Origin of the sequence: Streptomyces sp. NBC_01298, from assembly GCF_035978755.1 — a bacterium.
GTDB lineage: Bacteria > Actinomycetota > Actinomycetes > Streptomycetales > Streptomycetaceae > Streptomyces.
Window position 1 is genome coordinate 4,829,614 of sequence record NZ_CP108414.1, and the last position, 19,248, is coordinate 4,848,861.

The following is a 19,248-nucleotide window of genomic DNA, read 5'->3' on the forward strand; positions in this document are numbered from 1 at the left end:
GGCCCGGGAGACGGTGGGGTTCCCGGACGGCGCGGCCCTCTTCGGCATGTCCGGGGCCGGCCGGTTTGGCGGAACGGTTCGCCCCTTGCCCGGCAGGGGTTTCAGCGGGTCTCAAGACGCTGACCTGGGGTGTCGGGGGCGCGAATGGGGTTTATCCGATGTTGGTCATGCTTGCGGGGGAATCGGGGACTCCGGGGTGGTTCGCCGGGGATTCGGTGGGCAACTCTGGTGTCGCGACGTCGTCACCACACGGAACGACCGAGGCGGTCGGCCAACTGCCTTGGAGTGAACCCCACTTCGGTTTTCTGGAGGATACAGACATGGCAAGCATCCGTACCGCCCGCGTCATCGCCGCCGTCGCCGCTCTCCCCCTCGCCGTCGCCCTCTTCGGCGGGGTGGCATCGGCCGACAACGGCTCCTTCGCGAACGACGGATCGAATGCGAGCGTCGCCAGCATCATCGGCAGCGGCGTGGGTGGCAGCAATCACGGCAACTCCTCCACCTCGCAGCAGGTGGCCACCGGATCCGGCGCGTCCAACCAGAACAACACCGCGCAGGTCAACGGCTCGGCCTTCACGGCGATCGAACAGCACAACTCCAACGTCGCCGTGAACTTCTACCCCTGGTGGTAGCCGCGGCCTGAGTCGCACCGACTGCTGAGGGCGCCCGCGCGACCGGACCGGCTGGGGTCCGGTAGTGCGGGCGCCCCCGTGCGTTTACGTGCTCCGTCACAGCGCCCCGGCCTTGACATCCACCTGGAATCTGACGGACAGTCAGGTCCATTCGATGATGTGATGCCGGGAGGCCAGCGCCGTGCACCTCGCCCCGACCGAAGGCCAGTTGCTGCTCCGCTCCGAGCTGCGGGAGTACTTCGGAAACCTGCTGCCGGACGGGGTGCCCGCGGACCCCGCCGAGCAGCGCGCACTACTGCGCCGGATAGGCGCCGACGGACTGCTCGGGCTCGGCTGGCCCGTCGAGTACGGAGGCCAGGGCCGCGGCCCGGACGAGCAGTTCGTGTTCTTCGACGAGGCCTACCGGGCCGGCGCCCCCGTCTCCATGGTCACCCTCAACACCGTGGGCCCGACCCTGATGAAGTACGGGACGCAGGAGCAGAAGGATTTCTTCCTGCCCCGGATCCTCAAGGGCGAACTCGTCTTCGCCATCGGCTACTCCGAGCCCGAGGCGGGCACCGACCTGGCCTCCCTGCGTACGAGGGCCGTCCGTGACGAAGAGGGCTGGCTGATCGACGGCCAGAAGATCTTCACGTCCAACGCCCAGAACGCCGACTGGATCTGGCTCGCGTGCCGCACCGACCCGGAAGCCCCCAAGCACAAGGGCATCTCCATCATCCTGGTGCCCACCGAGGCCCCCGGCTTCGCCTGGACCCCGATCGACACGGTCGGCGGCCTGACCACGACCGCCACGTACTACGACTCCATCCGCGTGCCGGCCGGCAACCTGGTCGGCCCCGAGCACGGCGGCTGGGGACTGATCACCAACCAGCTCAACCACGAGCGCGTCGCCCTCGCCGCCATCGGCATGCAGGCCGAGGACTTCTACCAGGGCGCGCTCGACCACGCCCGCACCCCCGACCCGCTCACCGGTGAGCGCCCCGCCGACCGTCCCTGGGTGCAGTCGCGGCTCGCGGAGGCCCACGCGCGGCTCGCCGCCGTACGCCTCCTCAACTGGCGCCTCGTCCAGGACGTCGGCGCCGGCACCCTGGCGCCGGGCGACGCGAGCGGCGTGAAGTTCCTGGGCACCGAGTCCACCGTCGAGGTGTACCGGATCTGCCAGGAGGTGGTGGGGGAGGAGGCGCTCATCCGGGGATCGGGCCCCGAGGTCTTCGCGGGCGGCGAGCTGGAGCGGATGAACAGGGCCGCCCAGATCAACACCTTCGGGGGCGGCGTCAGCGAGGTCCAACGGGAGATCGTCGCCATGATGCGGCTCGGTATGAAGGGAAGGAAGCGATGACCGCCAGGCCCGCCACCGACGTCGCCGCGGAAGCCGCGGCACCAGCCGAAGAGACGGAAGCGGCGCGCTTCCACACCCTCCTCGCGTCCTTCGAGGGACAGCCCGCCGCCACCGCGGGCCGGGGCAAGGACCCCGTCAACGAGCCGATGATCCGCCACTGGTGCGAGGCCATGGGCGATGCCAACCCGGCCTACACCGGGCCGGAGGCCATCGCCCCGCCCACGATGCTCCAGGCATGGACGATGGGCGGGCTCTCCGGACACACCGGCCGCTCCTCGGCCTACGACGAGCTCCTCGCGCTGCTCGACGGCGCGGGCTGCACCTCCGTCGTCGCCACCGACTGCGAGCAGGAGTACCTGCGACCGCTGCGCCCCGGCGACGCGATCACCTTCGACGCCGTGATCGAGTCGGTGTCGCCGCGCAAGACGACCAAACTGGGCACCGGCCACTTCGTCACCACGCGCATGGACGTCCGGGCGAACGGCGAACTCGCCGGGACCCACCGCTTCCGGATCCTCAAGTACGCCCCGGCGGCGAAGAGGGCCACCGAGCCGGCGAAGGCCACCGAGGCGGCGAAGCCCGCCCAGCCCGCCCGGCGCCCCCGCCCCGTGATCAACCGCGACAACCAGGGCTTCTGGGACGGCGTCCGCGAGCACAAGCTGCTGATCCAGCGCTGCACCGCCTGTGCGACGCTCCGTTTCCCCTGGCTCCCCGGCTGCAATACCTGCGGGGGCCCGGACTGGGACAGCGTCGAGGCGTCCGGCGCCGGCACGGTGTTCAGTTACGTGGTCATGCACCACCCGCCCTTCCCCGCCTTCGACCCGCCCTACGCGGTGGCCCTCGTCGAACTCGCCGAAGGGGTCCGCATGGTCAGCAACATCACCGGCGTCCCGTACGACAAGGTCCGCATCGGGCTGCCCGTGCGCCTGGAGTTCCTGCGCGTGGACGAGGAACTGGAACTGCCCGTCTTCCGGGGGAGCGAGGCCTGATGGACTTCCACCCCACCGAGGAACAGGCCGCCGCGGCCGGACTCGCCGCCCAGATCTTCGGCGACCTCGCCACCCACGACCGCCTCGGCGCCGCGGGCACCGGCAGCGACGCCGAGCTGTGGAAGGCCCTCACCACCGCCGGACTGACCGCCGCCGTCGAGGACGTCGGCCTGCTCGGCCTGGTGCTCCTGCTGGAAGAACAGGGCCGCACGACCGCGCAGGTCCCGTACGCCGCCACGTGCGTGTACGGGATCCTCGCCCTGGCCCGGCACGGCACCGACGAGCAGCGTGCCCGGCTGCTCCCGGCGCTCGGCTCCGGCGACGCGGTCGCCACCGGAGCCTTCCCGAACCGCGGCCGGATCACGGCCTCGCCGGACGGCCGGCTGAGTGGCACCGCCCCCACCGTGCCCTGGCTGCGCGAGGCCACGCACGTCCTGGTCCCGGACCGGACGGGAGCCCTGTGGCTCGTACGGACGGACGCGCCCGGGGTGCGTACGGAGCCGGTGGAGACCACCGCTCCCTGGTCGGCCGGAGGCCTGACGCTGACCGGCGCCGAGGCGGAACGGGTCGGGGCGGAGGGCGCCTACGCGGACGTACTGGCCGTCGCCCGAACCGCCTTCGCCGGACTCCAGGCGGGCGTCTGCGCGGGCTCGCTGGCCCGCGCGGTGGAGTACACCTCCACCCGCGAGCAGTTCGGCCGGCCGCTCTCCACCAACCAGGGGGTCATGCTCCGCGCGGCCGACGCCTACATGGACACCGAGGCGATACGGGTCACCGCGTACGAGGCGGCCTGGCGCGTGGACGAGGGCTTGCCGGCGGGGGAGCACGCGCTGACGGCGGCCTGGTGGGCCTCGGAAGCGGGCAAACGGGTCGTCCACGCGGGCCAGCACCTGCACGGCGGGATGGGCGCCGATCTCGACCATCCCGTCCACCGGCACTTCCTGTGGGGACGCCAGCTCGACGCGTACCTGGGCTGCGGCAGCGAACTGCTGGCCGAGCTGGGCGCGGTCCTGTCCGAAGACACGCCCGAGGGGGACGAGGCATGAACATCGGCGACACGCTGCCGCCGCTGGAGATACCGGTCAGCCGCACCCTGATCGTCGCGGGCGCGATCGCCTCCCGGGACTACCAGGACGTGCACCACGACGCGGAGCTCGCGCGGGAGAAGGGCTCCCCGGACATCTTCATGAACATCCTGACGACCAACGGCCTGGTCGGCCGGTACATCACCGACCACCTCGGCCCGCGCGCGGTCCTGCGCAAGGTCGCGATCCGCCTCGGTGCCCCGAACCACCCCGGCGACACCATGACGCTGACCGGCACCGTCATCGCCCTCGACGGGGACACGGCCGAGATCCGCGTGGTCGGCGCCAACGGCGTGGGCCACCACGTCACGGGCACCGTCACCGTCACCCTCGCCGCCCCGGAGGGCACCGCATGAGCGTCCGCACCCGTGACCAGCTCGGCGGCCGCGCCGCCATCGCCGGCATCGGCGCGACCGAGTTCTCCAAGGACTCCGGCCGCAGTGAGCTCAAGCTGGCCGTCGAAGCCGTGCACGCGGCCCTCGACGACGCCGGGCTCACCCCCGCCGACGTGGACGGCATGGTCACCTTCACCATGGACACCAGCCCCGAGATCACCGTCGCCCAGGCGGCCGGGATCGGTGACCTCTCCTTCTTCTCCCGCATCCACTACGGCGGCGGCGCCGCCTGCGCCACCGTCCAGCAGGCCGCGCTCGCCGTGGCCACCGGGGTCGCGGAGGTCGTGGTCTGCTACCGCGCCTTCAACGAACGCTCCGGCCGCCGCTTCGGCTCCGGCGTCCAGCAGCGCGAACCCTCGGCGGAGGGCGCGGCGCTCGGCTGGTCGCTGCCCTGGGGGCTGCTCACCCCCGCCTCCTGGGTGGCCATGACGGCCCAGCGCTATCTGCACGCCTACAACCTGACCCCGGAGGCCTTCGGTCACGTCGCGGTCACCGACCGCCGGCACGCCGCGAACAATCCGGCCGCCTACTTCTACGGCAAGCCCATCACCCTCGCCGACCACGCGGCCTCGCGCTGGATCGTCGAGCCGCTGCGGCTGCTCGACTGCTGTCAGGAGACGGACGGCGGCCAGGCCATCGTCGTCACCACCGCCGAACGGGCCCGTGACCTGCGGCAGAGACCCGCCGTGATCACGGCGGCGGCGCAGGGCGCGGGCCGCCGGCAGGAGGCCATGTCCTCCTTCTACCGGGACGGTCTCACCGGGCTCCCGGAGATGGACGTGGTCGCCCGCCAGCTGTGGCGGACCAGTGGACTGCGGCCCTCGGACATCGACGTCGGGATCCTCTACGACCACTTCACGCCATTCGTCCTGATGCAGCTGGAGGAGTTCGGCTTCTGCGCACCGGGGGAGGCGGCCGATTTCGTGGCCGCCGACGCGCTGCCGCTGAACACTCACGGAGGCCAGCTCGGGGAGGCGTACCTGCACGGCATGAACGGCATCGCCGAGGCGGTCCGCCAGTTGCGCGGCACCTCCGTCAACCAGGTCTCCGGCGCCGCCCACGCCCTGGTCACAGCCGGTACCGGCGTCCCGACCTCCGGCCTGATCCTGGGCGCGGACGGCTGATCCGTCCCTTTTGGGAAGCACCGGTGAAGCACCGGGGAAGCCTCGCGGAAGCCCCGCCTCCTCCACCTTCAGGAGGTGGGGCGGGCCCCGCCCCTACAACCTGAGGGGGATCCCGCTTCGGCACTTGCGGCCGATCCGGTGGGGCCGCTCCGCTCCTAGCGTGGAGGCATGACCACGCCTGTGTGCACGCTCGCCTCGAATCCGACGCCGTACCCGTCGTTCTCGGCGTACGTCCGGACCCGCGGCACGGTCCTGATGCGCACCGCGCGCTCGCTCACCGCCAACCCCTGCGACGCCGAGGACCTCCTCCAGACGGCGCTGGCCAAGACCTACGTCGCCTGGGACCGCATCGAGGACCACCGCGCCCTGGACGGGTACGTCCGCCGGGCCCTGGTCAACACCCGCACCAGCCAGTGGCGCAAGCGCAAGGTCGACGAGTTCGTCTGCGACGAGCTTCCCGAGGCCGACGAGCCGCCGGCCGCCGATCCCGCCGAGGCGCAGGCGCTGCGCGACGCGATGTGGCGCGCGGTGACCCGGCTGCCGGACCGGCAGCGGGCGATGGTCGTCCTGCGCTACTACGAGGACCTGAGCGAGGCCCAGACCGCCGAACTGCTCGGCGTCTCCGTGGGCACGGTCAAGAGCGCCGTCTCCCGGGCACTGGTCAAGCTCCGCGAGGACCCGGAACTGGCTCCCGTCCGCTGAGCCGACGCGAGCCCGGCCCCTCCCGGCCGATGTTTCACGTGAAACAACGCCCGCGTTTCTACTCTTGGGTAGTGACAGACCGAGCGGTACGTGCGCAGAATCGCAGCATCCGTAGCCGCCGCAGCGCCGCAGCGCTCACCGGGAGGACGCTTTGCTGAGCACCATGCAGGACGTACCACTCCTCGTCACCCGCATACTGCAGCACGGGATGACGATCCACGGGAAGTCCCAGGTCACGACCTGGACCGGGGAGGCCGAGCCGCACCGCCGCAGCTTCGCCGAGATCGGGACCCGTGCCACGCGCCTGGCCAACGCCCTGCGCGACGAGTTGGGCGTCCGGCAGGACGACCGTGTCGCGACCTTGATGTGGAACAACGCCGAGCACGTCGAGGCGTACTTCGCGATCCCGTCCATGGGCGCCGTCCTGCACACGCTGAACCTGCGGCTCCCTCCCGAGCAGCTGGTCTTCATCGTCAACCACGCGGCCGACAAGGTCGTCCTGGTCAACGGCACCCTGCTGCCGCTGCTCGTCCCGCTCCTGCCGCACCTGCCGACGATCGAGCACGTCGTGGTCGCGGGCATCGGCGACCGCTCCGCCCTGGAGGGCCTCGGCGTGCGCGTGCACGAGTACGAGGAGCTCCTGGCGGGCCGCCCGGACACCTACGACTGGCCCGAGCTGGACGAGCGCCAGGCCGCGGCCATGTGCTACACCTCCGGCACCACCGGGGACCCCAAGGGCGTCATCTACTCCCACCGCTCGATCTACCTGCACTCGATGCAGGTCAACATGACCGAGTCGATGGGCCTGACCGACAAGGACACCTCCCTCGTCGTCGTCCCGCAGTTCCACGTCAACGCCTGGGGCCTGCCCCACGCCACCTTCATGACCGGCATCAGCATGCTGATGCCGGACCGCTTCCTGCAGCCGGCCCCGCTCGCCGACATGATCGAGCGGGAGAAGCCCACGCACGCCGCGGCCGTCCCCACGCTCTGGCAGGGACTGCTCGCCGAGGTCACCGCCAACCCGCGCGACCTGACCTCGATGAAGCAGGTCACCATCGGCGGCGCCGCCTGTCCGCCGGCCCTGATGGAGGCGTACGACAAGCTGGGCGTGCGCCTCAACCACGCCTGGGGGATGACGGAGACCTCCCCGCTGGGCACCATGGCCCACCCGCCGGCCGGTCTGACTCCCGAGGAGGAGTGGCCGTACCGCATCACCCAGGGCCGTTTCCCCGCGGGCGTCGAGGCCCGTCTGGTCGGCCCCGGCGGTGACCTCCTGCCCTGGGACGGCGAGTCGGCGGGCGAGCTGGAGGTCCGCGGCAGCTGGATCGCGGGCGCCTACTACGGCGGCGCGGCCGGCGAACCCTTCCGCCCCGAGGACAAGTTCAGCGAGGACGGCTGGCTCAAGACCGGCGACGTCGGTGTGATCAGCACCGACGGCTTCCTCACCCTCACCGACCGCGCCAAGGACGTCATCAAGTCCGGCGGGGAGTGGATCTCCAGCGTGGAGCTGGAGAACGCGCTGATGGCCCACCCCGAGGTCGCCGAGGCGGCGGTGGTCGCCGTACCCGACGACAAGTGGGACGAGCGCCCGCTGGCCACCGTCGTCCTGAAGGAGGGCGCCACCGTGGACTACGCGGGACTGCGCGCGTTCCTGGCCCTTTCGATCGCCAGGTGGCAGCTGCCGGAGCGCTGGGCGATCGTCGAGGCGGTGCCGAAGACGAGCGTCGGCAAGTTCGACAAGAAGGTGATCCGCAGGCAGTACGCGGACGGCGTCCTCGACGTCACCAAGCTCGACTGATCCACCGGCCCCGCCGGGGGCTACTGGCCGCGCGTGAGCCAGGGCCGCAGCACCTTGCTGATCGCGGGCATGGCCACGTAGGTCATCAGGGTGCTGAAGACGACGGCGAACGCGGCCGTCCGCAGCACGAAGTGCAGGTTCACCAGGTACGGCCCGAGCAGCGCGTTGCCCGCGAGCGAGATCGGGAAGATGGCCAGCCCCGAGCTGATCGCCATCTTCCACCGCGGCGGCGCGGGCCGGGCCGTACCCGGCTTCGCGAACCAGGTCTCCATGCCGTGCAGTTCGCGCCGGGCTATCTCGGTGTGGTGGTGCCCGAGGCAGTTGGAGAACCAGGCGGCGCGCTCGGCGGAGTCCTGCCAGCGCTGGAAGGCCGCCTGGTTGCGGAACCGGTGCACCAGGAACCAGGGCCCGCCCTCGACGGCCGGGCGGAACAGGCCGTACCCCAGGTGGTCGGGGAAGGCCGCGGCCGTCTCCAGGATCCCGTGGGCCCAGGCCTCGAAGTTCTCCTCGTGGCCAGGATCAACCTGTCGCGCGATGAGCAGGCTGACCTCCCCGTTGTCGGCGGGGACGGTCTGCTCGCTCGTGTCGATGATGGCCATGCGGCCAGAATGACTAGTTGGTGCCGATCTTGGCCAGCAGGTCCACGATGCGGCCCTGCACGTCCGCCGTGGTGGACCGTTCGGCGAGGAACAGCACGCTCTCGCCCGAGGCCAGCCGCGGCAGTTCGGCCGGCTCGATCCCGGTGGCCGTGTAGACGACCAGCGGGGTGTGGTTCAACTGCCCGTTGGCGCGCAGCCAGTCCACGATCCCGGCCCGGCGGCGGCGCACCTGCATCAGGTCCATCACCACGAGGTTCGGCCGCATCCGGGTCGCCAGTTCCACGGCGTCCGTATCGGCGTCGGCCCGCGCGACCTGCATGCCGCGCCGTTCCAGGGCGGCGGTCAGCGCGGTCGCGATCTCGTCGTGCTCCTCGATCAGCAGCACCCGGGAAGGGTGCTGCTCGCTGTCGCGCGGCGCGAGCGCCTTCAGGAGGACGGCCGGATCGGCGCCGTACGCGGCTTCGCGCGTGGCGTGCCCCAGCCCGGCCGTGACCAGTACGGGCACCTCGGCGGCCACCGCGGCCTGACGCAGCGACTGCAGGGCGGTCCGGGTGATCGGCCCGGTCAGCGGGTCCACGAACAGCGCGGCGGGGAACGCGGCGATCTGCGCGTCGACCTCCTCGCGGGAGTGCACGATCACCGGGCGGTAGCCGCGGTCGCTGAGCGCGGCCTGCGTCTGTGCGTCCGGAGCCGGCCACACCAGGAGCCGGCGCGGGTTGTCCAGCGGCTCGGGCGGCAGTTCGTCGTCCACGGGACGCGGCACGGTCCGGTTGACCACCTCGACTGCGCCACCGGGCCCGTCCAGCGGCTCCGGGCCCTCGGCGGAGCCCTCCTCGGGGGCTCCTATGGCGAAGGCACGGCCCTCGGGCGCGGGCTCCGCGAGCCGGCGCCGCCGGCCGGAGCCGTTGGTGTCGGTGGACCCGCCGCCCTGGCCGAGGCTGCCCAGCGCGCGGACGCTGATCGGCGCCCCGGTGGCCTCCGCCGGGGTGTCCTGCGGCTGCCGGGCTCCGGGTACGGCGATCTGCCCGCTGCCGTCGGAGTCCTCGGGCGCGGTACGGGCCGCCGGAACCGGCCAGGCCGGGGTGGCGGGCAGCGCACGCCGCCGCCCGGTGGGATGCGTCTCGGGGCCTACGGGGCCCTGCGCGCCCGCGTCGGGCCGCCCGGCGGCGGCTTCGCCGCCCTCGGAGTCCGCGACGGGCGGTGCCCCCAGTACCCGGCGCCCGCGCCGCCCGCCCGAGGCGTCGGCGTCGGCCTCGGCGGAGCCGGCCATGGCGGGAGCCTGCGGCGGCTGCGGAGCCGGCGTCGGCCCGGCGGGCAGTGCGAAGCCGCCCTCGGGGGCGATGGGCCGTGCGGGAGCGGGGGAGGACGGAGCGGAGGGCACCGGAGCCGGCATCGGCGCGGGCGTCGGCCCGAGCCCGGTCGCCGGCACCGGGCCGCCGGGCTGCGCCGGTCCCGCCGTGCCCAGGGCACGCCGCCGCCCGGCGGGGTGCTCCGTCAGCGGAACGGGAAGCCCGGGGAACGGGGGCACCGGCACGGGAGCGACCGGCATGGGCGGGAGCGCGGGCACGGCGGTCCCCTGCGGGGGCACGGGCCGCCCGGGGCCGCCCGGACGGTCGTTGCCGCCACCGGAGTCGTTGTTGCCGTTGCCGTTGCCGTTGCCGTCGCTGCCGTCGCCGTTCTGGCCGCGCCGCCGTCCGGTGCCGCTTCCACCCAGACCCGCCGGGTTCACGGGGGACTGGGCGAGCTCCGCGGGAGCGCCGTCGCCGGGCCGTGCCACGGCCGCGGCCTCGCCGCCCCTGCGCCGCCCGGACGGCAGCGCGAGCGCGCTCCCGCCGTCGGCCGCCTGTCCCGCCTTCGCCAGGCCGGTGCCGCGGTCGGCTCCCTTACCGCCGGCCGCCTCATCGGCGTCGTCGGTGAGGAACGCGTCCACGCCGCGCCGGGCCCGCCGGCCGCCGGAGACCTGCCCCGGGCCGCCCTCGGTTCCGGGCTCGGTTCCGGGCTCGGCCGGGGGAGCCTCCTTCGGCTCGGGCAGGGTGACCGCCCCGGCTCCCGCGCCCAGCGGCAGCTCCAGTACGTACGCCCCGCCGGGAGCGCCGGGTACCTCCACCGTCTGCAGCACACCGCCGTGCGCCTCCACGATGCCCCGCACGATCGGCTCGTGCACCGGGTTGCCGCCCTCGTACGGGCCGCGCACCTCGATCCGTACGACCTCGCCGCGCTGCGCGGCGGCCACGACGATCGTCGAGTCGCCGTACCCGCTGCCCTGGCGGGTCTTGCCGGTGGCGTCCACTCCGGCGACGTCCGCGACCAGGTGCGCGAGGGCGGTCGCGATCCGCTCCGCGTCCACCTCGGCCTCGATGGTCGGGGCGTGCACGGCGAACTGCGCCCGCCCGGGGCCGATCAGCTCGACCGCGCCGTCGACACCGGCCGCGACGACCCCGTCGATCAGCACCTTCTTCTTGTCGAGCTTCTCGCCGCCCGCGTCGAGGCGCTGGAAGGAGAGCACGTTGTCGACCAGCGTGGTCATCCGGGAGTAGCCGGCGGCCAGGTGGTGCAGGAGCTGGTTGGCCTCGGGCCACAGCTGTCCCGCGTCGTCGGCGGCCAGCGTGGCCAGCTCGCCGCGCAGCTCCTCCAGCGGTCCGCGCAGGGAGTCGCCGAGGACCGACAGCAGCTGGGCGTGGCGCGCGGCCAGCGCGTCGTAGGAACGCCGGTCGGTGAAGGTCATGACGGCGCCGACGAGCTGCTCCCCGTCCCGTACGGGAGAGGTGGTCAGGTCCACGGCGACGGGCTGCCCGGCCTTGTTCCACAGCACCTGGCCGCGGACCCGGTGCTTGCGTCCGCTGCGCAGGGTGTCGGCGAGCGGGGACTCCTCGAAGGGGAACGGCGAACCGTCGGCGCGCGAGTGCTGGACCAGCCCGTGCAGTTCGCGGTTGCCGAGGTCGGTGGCGCGGTAGCCGAGGATCTGGGCGGCGGCCGGATTGACCAGCACGACCCTGCCGTCGGTGTCCGTGCCGACGACGCCCTCGGCGGCGGCGCGCAGGATCATCTCGGTCTGGCGCTGGGAGCGGGCCAGCTCGGCCTCGGTGTCCACCGTCTGCGAGAGGTCCCGTACGACGAGCATCAGCAGCTCGTCGCCGGTGTACGAGGGCTGCGGCTCGCGGTAGGCGTCACGGCCGTCGAGATGGGCCGCGGTGACCTCGACCGGGAACTCGCTGCCGTCGGTGCGGCGGGCGACCATCCGTTTCGGGCGGGCCCGTCCGCCCTCGTCCTCGCCGGGCCGGCGCATGGAGCCGGGGATCAGCTTGGAGTCGAACTCGGGCAGGAGGTCGAGCACGCCCCGGCCGACGAGCCCGGTTCCGGGGCTCTCCATGACCTCTAGGGCGATCGAATTGGCGTTGACGACCGTGCCGTTGGCGTTGACGAGCAACAGCGCGTCCGGAAGAGCGTCGAGTATTGCTGCGAGGCGAGCAGCGCCTCGGGATGGCCTGCTGCTCACGACGAGCTTCCTCCCTGACCACAACTACCGGCATGTCACGGGAGGAGTCTATGCGCACGGGCTCCCGGTGAGAGGGCGGATGTCCGGCGCATACCGCCCGAGCGGTGCATCCTCCCAGGTCAGGCACGCCCACTCGGAAGCACAGGTTCCAAGTCGTTCCACCGGCGGATCTCGCATCCGTTCGTCCGGCGGAACCGGGAATCCACCCTGTGGCCGTGCCAGGTTCCGGTGATCCGGGCGGTGGCGCGGCCGCCGTCCTGCAGGGTGCACAGCTGGTTTCCGGGCTCGGGAGCGAAGGGGTCCTTGCCCTCGCGCGCGAGGGCTTCGAGGCGGGCACAGGCGTCCTGGGCCTGCGGGTGGTTCCCGCCGGGCGGGGCGCACTCCAGCCGGTACTCGCCGTCCGCCCGCGGGTTGCCCGTGTCGGCCACCACGATGGTGAGCCGGTCGGGGGCCGGGGCGGGGGCGGGGGCGGTCAGGAGCCGGCTCAGGGGTGGCAGCGGGGGCAGGGGGCCCGCCGGGCCCGCCGCCGCGGCGGCCAGAGCGGAGGTGACGGCGAAAGCGGCGAGACGCAGCATGGGGAACTCCAGGTCGTCCGTACGTCGTACGACAGACCAACGACGAGCAGGCGCCGACGTTTCGCACATGAGGGTGCTTAAGGCTTTGCTCTGCGGGCCGCCCTCCTTGTACCGTGGGAGCGGATTGGTGACCAGCCCCTGGCCTGTGTCATCATCTGCACGCACCTTCGTACGCGGGGGTGTGCTGGAGGCGTCGCCTAGTCCGGTCTATGGCGCCGCACTGCTAATGCGGTTTGGGGTTTACGCCCCATCGAGGGTTCAAATCCCTCCGCCTCCGCACTTCACGAAGCCCCGGTCCTTGCGGACCGGGGCTTCGGTGCGTTCGGGGTCCGGTGCGTTCGGGGTGCGGGCCGTTCGGGGATGGCGGGTTCGGGGGATGGCGGGATCTGCCCGGGCAGAGCTGCCCCGAGGGCGCCGCGGCACCCAACCGGATGATCTTCTTCCAGGCCGTTTCCGCAGGTCAGGGCGGGTGGGACTAATGGATTTCGCGTCCCGGCGAGGTCCATGTATTGTTGTTCTCGCAAGGCCAACGGGGCGCAAAACCCCGGCCAGCCAAGCACTCGTAGCTTAACGGATAGAGCATCTGACTACGGATCAGAAGGTTGCAGGTTCGAATCCTGCCGAGTGCACAGCCCAAGAGGCCCCCCGGTTCACCGGGGGGCCTCTTGCGTTGCTCTTCCTCTTCTCCCCTTCTCCTCTTCTTTCCTTCCCCTCCGTCCCTGCCTCCCCCTCTCCCCTCCTCCTCAGTGATGAGACCTGGCTCCGGGGGGTTACGGGGTGAGATGGCTCTGCCGGGGGACGCGGGGCAAGGCCGGGCGAGGCTACGGTTTCTTGGAGATCGACTCGCCAGGGACCGGCTCACCGGGAAAGCAGGGGGAACGCACATGGGACTGTTCGGGAACGCGCACGCAGTGGATCCGGAGTCGGCTCACCGCGAGTACGCGCGGCTGCTGGGGCAGGGGGAGCAGGTGCACGCCGCGTACCTGCTGATCCGCGACACGATCCTGTTCACCGACCGTCGGCTCGTGCTCATCGACAAGCAGGGGCTCACGGGCAAGAAGGTCGAGTACCACTCGATCCCGTACCGGAGCATCACGCACTTCTCCGTGGAGACCGCCGGACACTTCGACCTGGACGCGGAGCTGAAGATATGGCTCTCCGGTAGCTCGGCGCCGATAGCGAAGACCTTCACCAAGGGCGTCGACATCTATGAGGTGCAGGCGATCCTGACGCAGTTCGTCGCCCGCTAGCCGGGCGGGGGGAGGGAAGCAGGGAAGAGCCGGCCGAATGCTGTTCGGCCACAGGGGGTGAATTCAGGATCAGGTAGCGTCTCCGCCAGGGCGTGCAGGGACGTAGGAGGAGTTCGGTGGACGACATCGACCGGGCGCTGATCCAGCGCCTCCAGGATGACGCGGGCCAGTCGTACGCGGCGCTGGCGGCCTCCGTGGGGCTCTCCGCGGGCGCCACCCACGAGCGCGTGCGCAAGCTGCGCGAGCGGGGGGTCATCCGGCGGACCACGGTCGAGGTGGATCCGGCGGCCGTCGGCAGCGGGGTCCTGGCCTACGTGATGGTCGACTCCACGGCCTGGATGGGCGACTCGCGGGCCGCCTTCGAGGGCATCGCGGAGATTCAGGAGGCGCACATCATCGCCGGCAGCGCCTCGGTGATGGTCAAGGTCCGCACGGCCACCACCGAGCAGCTGCAGGACGTGCTGCGCCGCCTCTACGCCATCGACGGTGTCAGCGGGACGCAGGCCACCGTCGTCCTGGAAACCTTCTTCGAGCGACCGCTTCCCCTGTGACCTGGTGGTGCACCGGGCTTCGGTGGAACGACGGCCGGCCCGCCATGGGCTGGTACGGGCCGGGACCGGGACGGGGCGAGCGCACCAGCCTCCTCGGGTACGGGCAGCCGCTCGCCTTCGCCGCCCGGGGAGAGCGCCGCTGCCTCGGCATCCGGCGGGCCGGACGGCGGACGCCGTGCCCGACGGGGCGGACCGTGCCCGGCCGGGCCGGGAACGCCCAGTGCCCCGAGTGCGCCGGCCTGGACCGCTCCTTCTCGGTGGCGGCCGACACCAACGCCGGTGATCCGCGTACCTACCGGGTGTACCTCGCCTGGTTCGGGGCCGGACTGGTCAAGGTGGGCATCACCGCCGAGGAGCGCGGGTCCGTCCGGCTGCTGGAGCAGGGCGCGGTGGCCTGGGCCTGGCTGGGGCGCGGGCCGCTGATGGCGGCCCGTCGGACCGAGGAACTGCTGCGGGCCGCGCTCGGAGTGCCCGACCGGATCGCCTATGCCCGTAAGCGGGCCGTGCGGGGGGACGTGCCGCCGGTGCCCGAGCGGGCGGCGGAGGTCGCCGCCCTGCACGCGCGGGCGGCCGCGCTGGAGGGGTGGCCGGAGTCGCTGGAGAGGCTCGAGTGCGAGGTGACCGACCACGCGGGGGTGTTCGGGCTCGACGTGCTGCCCGCCCCGGCCCGGGTGATCACCGAGATGGTGCCCGGCGGAAGCGTCGCCGGCCGGCTCGTCGGCGCGGCCGGGCCCGATCTGCACTTCGCCGACGGGCTGGTCGTGGACACCCGGCTGCTCGCGGGGTGGGAGCTGGTGGCGCCCGGGGAGGGCAGGGAGGGCGGTGCCACCGACGTGCCCGTGGCGGGGATCCCGGCTCCCGGGCGGGACGCCGCGGTCGCGCAGGACGGGCTGTTCTGATCCGACCGGCGCAGGAGGGGGGGCAAGGTCAAAACTTGGATCCCTTTGGTGCTCCGGGCCGTTTTCCGGTGGACATGCCACGTACCGGCCGCAGAGGGTGGTGGGCATGAGCATCCAGCCCGTACAGGCCTTCGAACCGCCTTATGTCATGAGCGTGTTCACCAGCGTCCGGACCGCCGAGGACGGCGGATACCCCGAGACGCTCGAGCGGATGGCCGAGCTCGTCAGCGGCAATCCGGGGTTCCTCGGCTACGAGTCCGCGCGCACCCCCGGCGGGCTCGGCATCACCGTCGCCTACTTCCGCGACCACGAGTCCATGGCCCTCTGGCGCAAGGACATGGAGCACCAGGCGGCGATGAAGCAGGGCCGCACCGACTGGTACGAGAGCTACACGCTGCACGTCGCGACGGTCGAGCGGAGCCACGGCTTTGTCCGCGAAGACGGCTGAGGCCGTCCGGGCGTTCCGGGAACGGCTCGGGGTGCCCGGGCTGGTCGACGTACACACGCACTTCATGCCGGAGCGCGTGCTGGACAAGGTGTGGGACTACTTCGACGCGGTCGGACCGCTGACCGGCGTCGAGTGGCCCATCACGTACCGGCACGAGGAGGAGCAGCGGGTCGCGCTGCTGCGGGAGTTCGGGGTCCGGGCCTTCACCGCCATGCTCTATCCGCACAAGCCCGCCATGGCCGCCTGGCTCAACTCCTGGTCCGCCGATTTCGCCGCGCGCACCCCCGACTGCCTGCACACCGCGACCTTCTTCCCGGAGGACGGGGTGCGGGAGTACGTCGGCCAGGCCGTCGCCGCGGGGGCCCGGGTCTTCAAGGCCCACCTCCAGGTGGGCGGGTACGACCCCACCGACGACCGGCTCGATCCGGTCTGGGGGCTCCTCGCCGAGGCCGGGATCCCGACGGTCGTGCACTGCGGTTCGGGGCCCGTCCCGGGGAAGCACACCGGACCCGAGCCGATCGCCCGGCTGCTGGCCCGCCACCCCCGGCTGCCGCTGATCGTCGCGCACATGGGGATGCCGGAGTACGCGGACTTCCTCGACCTCGCCGCCCGGTACTCCGAGGTCCGCCTCGACACCACCATGGCCTTCACCGACTTCTCGGAGCAGTTCAGCGGCTTCCCGCCGCAGGACCGCGGCCGGCTCGCCGACCTCGGCGACCGGATCCTGCTGGGCACCGACTTCCCGAACATCCCCTACCCCTACGAGCACCAGCTCGAGGCCCTGGAACGCCTCGGCCTCGGCGACGCCTGGCTGCGCGCCGTCTGCCACGACAACGCCGCCCGGCTCTTCCGCCTGGCCTGAGGGGCGGGAGGGGTTTCTCAGGGAATTCACAGCTTCAGGCAAGAGGGCTCTCACGGGCGGCGGCCAGCGTGTACGCATGACTGCGACGACCACATCCCACGCGTCCACGTCCACCGGCAACCACGCGGCCCTCGTCCGGCCCGACGGCAGCCCGTGCCGGGTCCTCGTCGTGGACGACGAGGCCGCCCTCTCCGAGCTGCTCTCCATGGCCCTGCGCTACGAGGGCTGCGAGGTCCGCAGCGCGGGTGACGGTGCGGGGGCGGTGCGCGCGGCACGGGAGTTCCGGCCCGATGTCGTCCTGCTCGACATCATGCTCCCCGACATGGACGGGCTGGCCGTCCTGGGCCGCCTGCGGCGGGAGCTCCCGCACGTCCCGGTGCTGTTCCTGACCGCGAAGGACTCGGTCGAGGACCGCATCGCGGGTCTGACGGCGGGCGGCGACGACTACGTCACCAAGCCGTTCAGCCTGGAAGAGGTCGTGGCCCGGCTGCGCGGCCTGGTCCGGCGTTCCGGGGCGGCGCAGGCCGCGCGCGGCGGGTCGGTGCTGGAGGTCGGCGACCTGCGGCTCGACGAGGACAGCCACGAGGTGAACCGGGGCGGTCAGGACGTCCACCTGACCGCGACCGAGTTCGAGCTGCTGCGCTACCTGATGCGCAACCCGCGCCGGGTGCTGAGCAAGGCGCAGATCCTGGACCGCGTGTGGTCGTACGACTTCGGCGGGCAGGCCAACGTCGTCGAGCTCTACATCTCCTACCTGCGGCGCAAGCTGGAGGGCGGTACCGGCCTTCCGCCGATGATCCACACCCGCCGCGGCGCGGGCTACCTGATCAAGCCGGCCGACTAGTGGCGGCCGGCGAGCCCCGGGGCTCCCGCCGCCCGCGCCGGCCGGGCCGCCCGGCGCGTCCCCCCGGACCCCGCCGCCCCCGGTGGAGCCGGCGGCCCTGGTCGCTGCGGACCCGGCTCGTCGTCTCGGCGGTGGCCCTCATCGCCGTCGTCGGCGCTGCCATCAGCACCGTCACCACCGTCGCGCTGCGCTCGTACCTGGTCGACAAGGTCGACGAACAGCTGCGCGCCTCCGTCGAGATAGCGAGCCACCCCGGCGCGGGCAAGTTCCCCCGGGCGAACGACCTCGGCGTCGTCATGGGACCCGGATCCCCGCTGGCCGCCGTCGGGGTCCGCCTCGACGCCGCGGGCAAGACCGTCGACAGCCTCCGCAGCCAGCGCAGCGCGGCCATCGGCGGTTCCGGTGACGGGTCCGGGTCCAGCGGCCGCCTGCCCCTCACCACGGAGCAGGCCTCCGTCCTCGCCGCGGCCGCGCACAAGGCCGCCGACGGCAGTCCGCGCGATCCGGGTGATCCTGGCGATCCGGTCGAACTGCAGCTGCCCGGCCTCGGCGGATACCGGGTGCTGACGTCGCCCGACGCGAGCATCGTGATCGGCTTCCCGCTCACCGAGGTCGACTCCACCGTGCACACCCTGATCGCGGTGGAGGTCTTCGTCACCCTCGCCGGGCTGATCGCGGCCTCCCTCGCCGGACAGGCCCTGGTCGGTGTCGCCCTGCGCCCGCTGCGCCGCGTCGCCGCCACCGCCACCCGGGTCTCCGAACTCACCCTGGACAGCGGCGAGCCCGCCCTCCACGAGCGGGTACCCGAAGCGGAGGCCGACCCCCGTACCGAGGTCGGGCAGGTCGGCGCCGCCCTCAACCGGATGCTGGGCCACGTCTCCTCGGCCCTGACCGCACGCCAGCAGAGCGAGACCCGGGTCCGCCAGTTCGTCGCCGACGCCAGCCACGAGCTGCGCACCCCGCTGGCTTCCATCCGCGGGTACGCCGAACTGACCCGCCGGGGCCGCGAGGAGCCCGGCCCCGACACCCGGCACGCCCTCGGGCGGATCGAGTCCGAAGCCACCCGGATGACCGGTCTGGTGGAGGACCTACTGCTGCTGGCCCGGCTCGACGCGGGCCGCCCGCTGTCCACCTGCGACACGGATCTGGCCCCGCTGGTCGTGGACGCCGTCAGCGATGCCCGGGCCGCCGGCCACGACCACCACTGGCGCCTGGAACTGCCCGAGGATCCGGCGCCCGTCCACGCCGACCCGGCGCGGATCCAGCAGGTGCTGGTGAACCTGCTGGCCAACGCCCGGACCCACACCCCGCCCGGCACCACCGTCACGGCGCATGTTTCACGTGAAACATCCGTCGTCCGGCTCCGGATCGAGGACGACGGCCCCGGCATCCCGCCCGAACTGCTGCCCCACGTCTTCGAGCGCTTCGCCCGCGGCGACGCCTCCCGCTCCCGTTCGGCGGGCTCCACCGGCCTCGGCCTGGCCATCGTGGCCGCCGTGGTCTCGGCCCACGGCGGCCACGTCGACGTCCGCAGCGCCCCCGGCCACACCTCCTTCGAGGTCCTGCTCCCCCTGGCCGACCCCGCCGCTCCCGTTCCGGCCGCGCAGCCGCACTCACAGACGGGCCACAGGGTCAGCACACAGCGGTGACAGCCCGC

18 protein-coding genes and 2 tRNA genes are annotated in these 19,248 nt (G+C 72.6%); 17 read left to right on the top strand and 3 right to left on the bottom strand.

Features of this window, described 5'->3' with window-relative positions:
* The first annotated feature begins 320 nt into the window (after positions 1–320).
* The 8 genes from OG730_RS21845 to OG730_RS21880 all read left to right on the top strand — a co-directional run bounded on the left by OG730_RS21845 (position 321) and on the right by OG730_RS21880 (position 8,067).
* A complete protein-coding gene (locus tag OG730_RS21845) occupies positions 321–632 on the top strand; it encodes a hypothetical protein (RefSeq protein WP_112446768.1) in 312 nt (103 codons plus the stop codon).
* 181 nt (positions 633–813) lie between these two features.
* Complete coding sequence (locus OG730_RS21850) at positions 814–1,971, top strand: acyl-CoA dehydrogenase family protein (RefSeq protein WP_327305826.1); 1,158 nt, start codon at positions 814–816, stop codon at positions 1,969–1,971.
* Entirely contained in the window at positions 1,968–2,960 is a 993-nt protein-coding gene (locus OG730_RS21855) for a bifunctional MaoC family dehydratase N-terminal/OB-fold nucleic acid binding domain-containing protein (RefSeq protein ID WP_327305827.1), read from the top strand. Before OG730_RS21850 ends, OG730_RS21855 begins: the two co-directional genes overlap by 4 nt.
* Positions 2,960–4,006 (top strand): acyl-CoA dehydrogenase family protein, encoded by a 1,047-nt coding sequence (locus tag OG730_RS21860; RefSeq protein ID WP_327305828.1) that lies wholly within the window; start codon positions 2,960–2,962, stop codon positions 4,004–4,006. Before OG730_RS21855 ends, OG730_RS21860 begins: the two co-directional genes overlap by 1 nt.
* Positions 4,003–4,401 (top strand): MaoC family dehydratase, encoded by a 399-nt coding sequence (locus OG730_RS21865; RefSeq protein WP_327305829.1) that lies wholly within the window; start codon positions 4,003–4,005, stop codon positions 4,399–4,401. Before OG730_RS21860 ends, OG730_RS21865 begins: the two co-directional genes overlap by 4 nt.
* Positions 4,398–5,564 (top strand): lipid-transfer protein, encoded by a 1,167-nt coding sequence (locus OG730_RS21870; RefSeq protein WP_327305830.1) that lies wholly within the window; start codon positions 4,398–4,400, stop codon positions 5,562–5,564. The genes OG730_RS21865 and OG730_RS21870 overlap by 4 nt, the downstream gene beginning before the upstream one ends.
* A 168-nt stretch (positions 5,565–5,732) precedes the next feature.
* Positions 5,733–6,266 carry a SigE family RNA polymerase sigma factor gene (locus tag OG730_RS21875; protein ID WP_327305831.1) on the top strand — a complete coding sequence of 178 codons (534 nt, stop codon included), beginning with the start codon at positions 5,733–5,735 and terminating at the stop codon, positions 6,264–6,266.
* A gap of 151 nt (positions 6,267–6,417) precedes the next feature.
* Positions 6,418–8,067, top strand: coding sequence for a long-chain fatty acid--CoA ligase (locus OG730_RS21880; RefSeq protein WP_327305832.1), 1,650 nt, complete (start codon positions 6,418–6,420; stop codon positions 8,065–8,067).
* Positions 8,068–8,087: 20 nt separating this feature from the next.
* Here the strand turns inward: OG730_RS21880 and OG730_RS21885 are convergent, their stop codons facing one another.
* The 3 genes from OG730_RS21885 to OG730_RS21895 all read right to left on the bottom strand — a co-directional run bounded on the left by OG730_RS21885 (position 8,088) and on the right by OG730_RS21895 (position 12,737).
* On the bottom strand, positions 8,088–8,666 hold the full coding sequence (locus tag OG730_RS21885) for an antibiotic biosynthesis monooxygenase (RefSeq protein ID WP_327305833.1): 579 nt from the start codon (positions 8,664–8,666) through the stop codon (positions 8,088–8,090).
* A 13-nt stretch (positions 8,667–8,679) separates the two neighbouring features.
* Entirely contained in the window at positions 8,680–12,162 is a 3,483-nt protein-coding gene (locus OG730_RS21890; RefSeq protein WP_327305834.1) for a PAS domain-containing protein, read from the bottom strand.
* 119 nt (positions 12,163–12,281) lie between these two features.
* On the bottom strand, positions 12,282–12,737 hold the full coding sequence (locus tag OG730_RS21895; protein ID WP_327305835.1) for an SSI family serine proteinase inhibitor: 456 nt from the start codon (positions 12,735–12,737) through the stop codon (positions 12,282–12,284).
* Positions 12,738–12,923: 186 nt separating this feature from the next.
* On the opposite strand from OG730_RS21895, the gene OG730_RS21900 reads away from it, so the two are divergent.
* The 9 genes from OG730_RS21900 to OG730_RS21940 all read left to right on the top strand — a co-directional run bounded on the left by OG730_RS21900 (position 12,924) and on the right by OG730_RS21940 (position 19,240).
* Positions 12,924–13,014 (top strand) — tRNA-Ser (locus OG730_RS21900).
* Between the two features lie 279 nt (positions 13,015–13,293).
* Positions 13,294–13,366: transfer RNA gene (locus OG730_RS21905), tRNA-Arg, on the top strand.
* Positions 13,367–13,621: 255 nt separating this feature from the next.
* Positions 13,622–13,987, top strand: a complete 366-nt coding sequence (locus OG730_RS21910) for a PH domain-containing protein (RefSeq protein WP_327305836.1) — start codon at positions 13,622–13,624, stop codon at positions 13,985–13,987.
* 116 nt (positions 13,988–14,103) lie between these two features.
* Positions 14,104–14,538: an Lrp/AsnC family transcriptional regulator gene (locus OG730_RS21915; RefSeq protein ID WP_327305837.1), complete on the top strand. Its 435-nt coding sequence runs from the start codon at positions 14,104–14,106 to the stop codon at positions 14,536–14,538.
* Complete coding sequence (locus OG730_RS21920; RefSeq protein WP_327305838.1) at positions 14,535–15,437, top strand: DUF2797 domain-containing protein; 903 nt, start codon at positions 14,535–14,537, stop codon at positions 15,435–15,437. Before OG730_RS21915 ends, OG730_RS21920 begins: the two co-directional genes overlap by 4 nt.
* A 106-nt stretch (positions 15,438–15,543) precedes the next feature.
* On the top strand, positions 15,544–15,885 hold the full coding sequence (locus OG730_RS21925) for an antibiotic biosynthesis monooxygenase family protein (RefSeq protein WP_327305839.1): 342 nt from the start codon (positions 15,544–15,546) through the stop codon (positions 15,883–15,885).
* Positions 15,866–16,747 carry an amidohydrolase family protein gene (locus OG730_RS21930; RefSeq protein WP_327305840.1) on the top strand — a complete coding sequence of 294 codons (882 nt, stop codon included), beginning with the start codon at positions 15,866–15,868 and terminating at the stop codon, positions 16,745–16,747. Before OG730_RS21925 ends, OG730_RS21930 begins: the two co-directional genes overlap by 20 nt.
* Positions 16,748–16,823: 76 nt before the next feature.
* On the top strand, positions 16,824–17,591 hold the full coding sequence (locus tag OG730_RS21935; RefSeq protein WP_327305841.1) for a response regulator transcription factor: 768 nt from the start codon (positions 16,824–16,826) through the stop codon (positions 17,589–17,591).
* The gene (locus OG730_RS21940) at positions 17,591–19,240 is read left to right on the top strand and encodes a sensor histidine kinase (RefSeq protein ID WP_442814978.1); all 1,650 of its coding nucleotides are present in this window, start codon (positions 17,591–17,593) and stop codon (positions 19,238–19,240) included. Before OG730_RS21935 ends, OG730_RS21940 begins: the two co-directional genes overlap by 1 nt.
* Positions 19,241–19,248: the final 8 nt, after the last annotated feature.